Genomic DNA, 4,169 nt, shown 5'->3' on the forward strand with positions numbered 1-4,169 from the left:
CCCCATCTCCCGCAAGACACACTCGCCCCCTCGCATCGCCCCCTCAGAGCGCAGGGCCTTGACGGCGAGGCCCCGGGCGCGTTTTGGTCAACGGCAAACGCTTATCCGGAAGGCCCTAGCCCATGTTCCACCGCAGCCTCGCCCTTGGCGCCGCGCTTCTGCTCTCGGCCTGTGTGTCGAGCACCCCGCCCGAAAACGCCTCGCCCTTCCTGCAGGAACTTCCCGAGGGGCTGGCCGAGGCCGCGGACCCGAACCAGAACCTCAGCGAGGTGCTGATCCTGCCCGAGGATGGCTGCTACTGGTATCAGCACGAGAACGCGGTCGAGCAGACCTATCTGCCGCTCCTGACCCGCGACGGGCGGCCGATCTGCTCGCAGCCCCGCGGCTGACATGATGACCTGAAAACGAAACGGGGCGCCCATGAGGCGCCCCGTTCGCATTCCGATCCCACACCGGGCCGCGCGCTGCCGTCAGCCGGTATAGCTGCGCTGTTCGGCCGGGTAGAGATGCACGGTCGAGCCGACCTCGACATTGTCGTAAAGGTCCATGATGTGGCGCATGACCATGCGCACGCAGCCCGACGAGGCGCGGTAGCCCACCGACCAGGGCTGCGGCGTGCCGTGGATCCGCAGATAGGTGTCGCGGTTGCCGGCATAGAGGTAGAGCGCGCGCGCACCCAGCGGGTTCTCGGGACCGCCCGGCATGCCGCCCGCCCATTCGGCGTAATGCGGGTCACGCTCGATCATCGAGGCGGTCGGCGTCCATTGCGGCCATTGCGCCTTGCGGCCGACGGTGAAGACGCCGGGCTGGTAGAGGTCATCGCGGCCGATGGCGACGCCGTAGCGCATCGCCGTGCCGCCTTCCTCGATGTGATAGAGGTAGCGCGCCACCGCATCGACATGGATGTCACCCGGACGCAGATCCAGGTTCGCCTGCACGCGATGCGGCAGGAACCGCGGATGCAGGTTCCACGGGTTCGAGCTTTCGGGATCATAGGGCACCGGGGTCACCTGCCGGTCCCAGGCCTCCCAGTTCGCCTGCTGCGCTTCGGCGCGACGGGGCAGGATGGACGGCGCGGACAACGCGGCGACAGCAGCGGCGCTGGTGGCAAGGAAGTGGCGTCTAGAGGTCACGAGTCGGATTCCTTCGGCTACGGCGGCGTTCACATACTGTGATTATGGTCCCTGCGGCAACGGGGACAACGCCATGAGCGCAGAATCGCGCTCACGTCAGCGTCAAATGCCGCGGTTTCGGCCCTCGCCGGGGGCCGTCAATGCGACCCGGGGCGGTCCATGGCGCGGCTGAGCAGCACGACGGGGATGATTCCCAGCGCCACGATGACCAGCGCCGAGGTCGAGGCCTCGTCCAGCCGCCCGTCCGAGGCCAGGCGATAGGTGCGAATCGCCAGCGTATCGAGGTTGAAGGGCCGCACGATCAGCGTGGCGGGCAGCTCTTTCATGACATCGGCGAAGATGAAGATCGCAGCGCTCAGGAGCCCGCCCCTGAGGAGCGGGAAATGCACGTTCAGCAGCGTCCGCGCCGGGCCCGAGCCCAGCCCCCGCGCCGCATCGTCAAGCGAGGGCGGGATGCGCTGCAGCGAGGCCTCGATGGTGTTGAGGCTGATCGACAGGAAGCGCACGGCATAGGCGAAAATCAGGCCCACGTAGCTGCCGGTCAGCAAGAGCCCGGTCGAGATGCCGAAACTGGCCCGCATCCAGGTATCGAGCGTCTGGTCGGCCCAGCTGAGCGGCAGGAGCACGCCGACCGCGATCACCGCGCCCGGCATCGCATAGCCGATCCCGGCCACACCCAGCGCCGCGCGCACCAGCGGCCCGCCATCCATCCGCCGCGCATAGCCCAGGAACAGGCCGAGGGTCAGCAGCACCAGCGCCGCAAGCCCCGCCAGCATCAGCGAATTGCCCGCGAAAGCATAAAAGCGCGCGCCCCACATCGGGTCGCCGACCAGAATCGCCCGGCGCACCAGATCGCTGACCGGGATCACGAAACCGACCAGGATCGGGATCGCACACAGCGCCATGACCACGGCCTGCCGCCAGCCGCCCAGCCGGTGACGCGCCGCGGCGCTGGCCCCGCGCCCGCCGGGATCGCCGACATAGCGCCGCGTGCCGCGCAGGATCCGCTCCAGCACCAGCGCCAGCGCCACGAAGCCGATCAGCAGCGCCGCCAGCTGCGCCGCCGCCACCGGCTGCCCCCGGCCGAACCAGGTGCGGAAGATGCCGGTGGTCAGGGTCTGCACCCCCAGATGCGAGACGGTGCCGAAATCGGCCAGAGTCTCCATGGCGACGAAGGCCGCGCCCGCCACGATCGCCGGCCGGGCCATCGGCAGCGCCACGCGGAAGAAGGCGCCGCGCGGCGATTGGCCGAGCGCCCGTGCCGCCTCCATCAGATGCAGGGATTGGGTGGCGAAGGCCGCCCGCGTCAGCAGGTAGATATAGGGATAGAGCACTGCCGAGAGCATCAGCGCCGCGCCGGGCAGCGAGGCGATCTGCGGGAACCAGTAATCCTGCCGCCCCCAGCCGAAGAGCGCACGCAGGCCGCTCTGCACCGGCCCCGCATAGGCGAGCTGCTCGTAATAGACATAGGCGATGACATAGCCCGGCATGGTCATCGGCAGCATCAGCGCCCATTGCAGCACGCCCCGGCCGCGGAACTCGAAGCCCGCGATCAGCCAGCCCGCGCCCACCCCCACCAGCGAGGCCATGGTCACGCTCAGCAGCACCAGCAGCAGCGAATTGCTCAGATAGAGGGGCAGCACGGTCGCGGCCAGATGCGACCAGGCGCCCTCCGTGGGGCGGAAGACCTGCAGGACGACGGCGGCGATGGGCAGGGCGATCAGGGCCGCCACCGCCAGCGCGCCCAGGCTCCAGGGGCTGATCCTCCGGCGACGGCGGCGCAGGTCGGGGCTGGATGCGATGCTGGCCATCGGCGTTCCTCGAAATCTTGCCCTGCCCTAGCCCATCCCGGGCAGGCTGTCCAGTTTCCCGATTCTTATTGTCAGAAAAGCCGGGGTCCGGTAGAGAGGCGCCGTCAATGCCAACCCCCGCCGCGCTTGCGTGGCCCAGGCAGGCCTCAAAAACCGGAGGTTTCCATGTTCCGTTCCCTGACCGCGCTCGGCCTGATCGCCGCGCTCGCCAGCCCCGCGCTGGCGCAGGAGCTCAACCTGTATTCGGCGCGTCACTACGACACCGACCTCAGGATCTATGAGAATTTCACCGCCGAGACCGGTATCCGCATCAACCTGATCGAGGGTGAGGGCGAGCAGCTGATGGAGCGGATCCGCACCGAAGGCGCAAATTCCCCGGCCGATATCTTCGTCACCGTCGACGGCGGGCGCCTGCACCGCGCGGTCGAGGCCGGTATCTTCCAGCCGATCGAAAGCGCCGTGCTGGAAGAGCGCGTTCCCGCCAATTTCCAGCACCCCGACAATCTGTGGTTCGGCCTCTCGTCCCGCGCCCGGGTGATCTTCACCCGCACGGGTGAACGCCCCGACTGGCTGAACGATTACGAGGATCTGGCCGATCCGCGCCTGGCGGGCGAGCTTTGCATCCGCTCGTCCAGCAACGTCTACAACGTCTCGCTGATGGCCGAGCTGATCGAGGTGATGGGCGCCGAGGCGGCCGAAGAATGGGCAGCCGGCGTCAACGCCAACCTCGCCCGTCCGCCGCAGGGCGGCGACCGGGACCAGCTGCGGGCGCTGGCCGCCGGCGAATGCTCGGTGGCGGTGTCGAACACCTATTACTGGGGCGCGCTGGCCGCGTCCGAGAACCCCGACGACCGCGCCGTCGCCGAAGCGGTGGAATTCTTCTATCCCAACCAGGGGACCGAGGCCGAGCCGGGCCGTGGGGCGCATGTGAACATCTCGGGCGCCGGTGTCGTCGCCGGTGCGCCCAACCGCGAGAACGCGATCCGCTTCCTGGAATACCTGGTCTCGGATGAAGCGCAGGCCATCTTCGCCGATTCGAACAACGAATTCCCGATCGTTCCGGGCGTCGAGATCCACGGCCCCGTCGCGCCCTTCACCGAGTTCCGCAACTCGGGCGTGAACGTCTCGGTCTATGGCCTCAACGCAGCCCAGGCGACCGACATCTTCGACCGCGTCGGCTTCCCGTAAGTGTCGCCCTCGGCTGTCGCCTTCGGGCGACCGCCGG

4 protein-coding genes are annotated in these 4,169 nt (G+C 68.5%); 2 read left to right on the top strand and 2 right to left on the bottom strand.

Annotated elements, in window-relative coordinates:
* The first annotated feature begins 122 nt into the window (after nucleotides 1–122).
* On the top strand, nucleotides 123–389 hold the full coding sequence (locus VDQ18_RS23025; protein WP_323023189.1) for a hypothetical protein: 267 nt from the start codon (nucleotides 123–125) through the stop codon (nucleotides 387–389).
* An 81-nt stretch (nucleotides 390–470) separates the two neighbouring features.
* Here VDQ18_RS23025 and VDQ18_RS23030 read toward each other — a convergent pair whose 3' ends face one another.
* Nucleotides 471–1,133 carry a L,D-transpeptidase gene (locus VDQ18_RS23030; RefSeq protein ID WP_323023190.1) on the bottom strand — a complete coding sequence of 221 codons (663 nt, stop codon included), beginning with the start codon at nucleotides 1,131–1,133 and terminating at the stop codon, nucleotides 471–473.
* A gap of 137 nt (nucleotides 1,134–1,270) precedes the next feature.
* Nucleotides 1,271–2,944: an iron ABC transporter permease gene (locus VDQ18_RS23035; RefSeq protein ID WP_323023191.1), complete on the bottom strand. Its 1,674-nt coding sequence runs from the start codon at nucleotides 2,942–2,944 to the stop codon at nucleotides 1,271–1,273.
* 165 nt (nucleotides 2,945–3,109) lie between these two features.
* Here VDQ18_RS23035 and VDQ18_RS23040 point away from each other — a divergent pair, with 165 nt between their 5' ends.
* Nucleotides 3,110–4,132: an extracellular solute-binding protein gene (locus tag VDQ18_RS23040; protein WP_323023192.1), complete on the top strand. Its 1,023-nt coding sequence runs from the start codon at nucleotides 3,110–3,112 to the stop codon at nucleotides 4,130–4,132.
* The last annotated feature ends 37 nt before the right edge of the window (nucleotides 4,133–4,169 follow it).

This window comes from Pararhodobacter sp., from assembly GCF_034676075.1.
In the GTDB taxonomy this organism is placed as follows: Bacteria; Pseudomonadota; Alphaproteobacteria; order Rhodobacterales; family Rhodobacteraceae; genus Pararhodobacter.